The 796-nt window shown below is 30.5% G+C and carries 1 protein-coding gene; it reads right to left on the bottom strand.

Annotation, left to right across the window (positions count from 1 at the left end; all coding sequences use genetic code 11):
• Positions 1–164: 164 nt before the first annotated feature.
• Positions 165–734, bottom strand: coding sequence for a hypothetical protein (locus tag RCF13_RS23655; protein WP_308141603.1), 570 nt, complete (start codon positions 732–734; stop codon positions 165–167).
• Between the last annotated feature and the right edge of the window lie 62 nt (positions 735–796).

Here is a 796-nt window from a genome sequence, read left to right as displayed (position 1 = left end):
CATATTTATCACCCTCTCGCTATTCTTTTGTAATTTACATCTTTGATTTGTCAATCCTCTAAAAAAATAGACCATACAAATGACGGTCTATTTTCGTAAATATCCATATTCGGTTCAAGAGCGATTTTTTATAAGGATCTTACTTATATAATCATCGGAACAAATTATTCTTCTTTAAGGATTAACTTATTTTTAACTTGTTCTTCTGTTAAATAGAACTCGGATATAACCTCGTCTGGAGCCATACCATTTTTATTCTTGATGTGTTCATTTAATCTTTGTATTGCTAACCATAGTGGCATTTTTACAAATTCATAGGTGAATCCTCCGAATCTTTCGGTAATGGGTTTTTGGGTGATAGGATGTATCGTATCTGTTTCAAATCCGTATACAAATCGATCTGCAATTTTATTATTTAGGGTGTTTCTAACAAATACGATTTCATCGGCTGGTAAGTAGCCTATATTTCGCTTGTTTTCGATTCTAAAAGATAAGTTACCCCCAGTGTCTAATTGAGATTCATCAAATTTATCAAGGAAACAAAAACAACCGACTATTTTATTATTTTTATTGTATTTTGCTTGTTCAGAAGAGATTGTAATACTTTGATTTAAATCAGTTATTGTCACGTTTAAAAAGTCCAAAGTTGTATTTTGGTGATAGGGTTTAATATCAAATCCATGGTTAGACATGCGAATAACTTTAATTTTTTTCTCTGTAGACAAAAGGTTCACCTGTTTCTTTTTGATAGTTTACGTGGGATAAAAAACAACTTCAATTGATGAAATTAGATTTG

The sequence above is a fragment of the Stenotrophomonas maltophilia group sp. RNC7 genome (genome assembly GCF_030910085.1).
In the GTDB taxonomy this organism is placed as follows: Bacteria; Pseudomonadota; Gammaproteobacteria; order Xanthomonadales; family Xanthomonadaceae; genus Stenotrophomonas; species Stenotrophomonas sepilia.
Note: the sequence above shows the minus strand (reverse complement) of the source record. Positions and strands in the feature narration are given on the sequence as shown.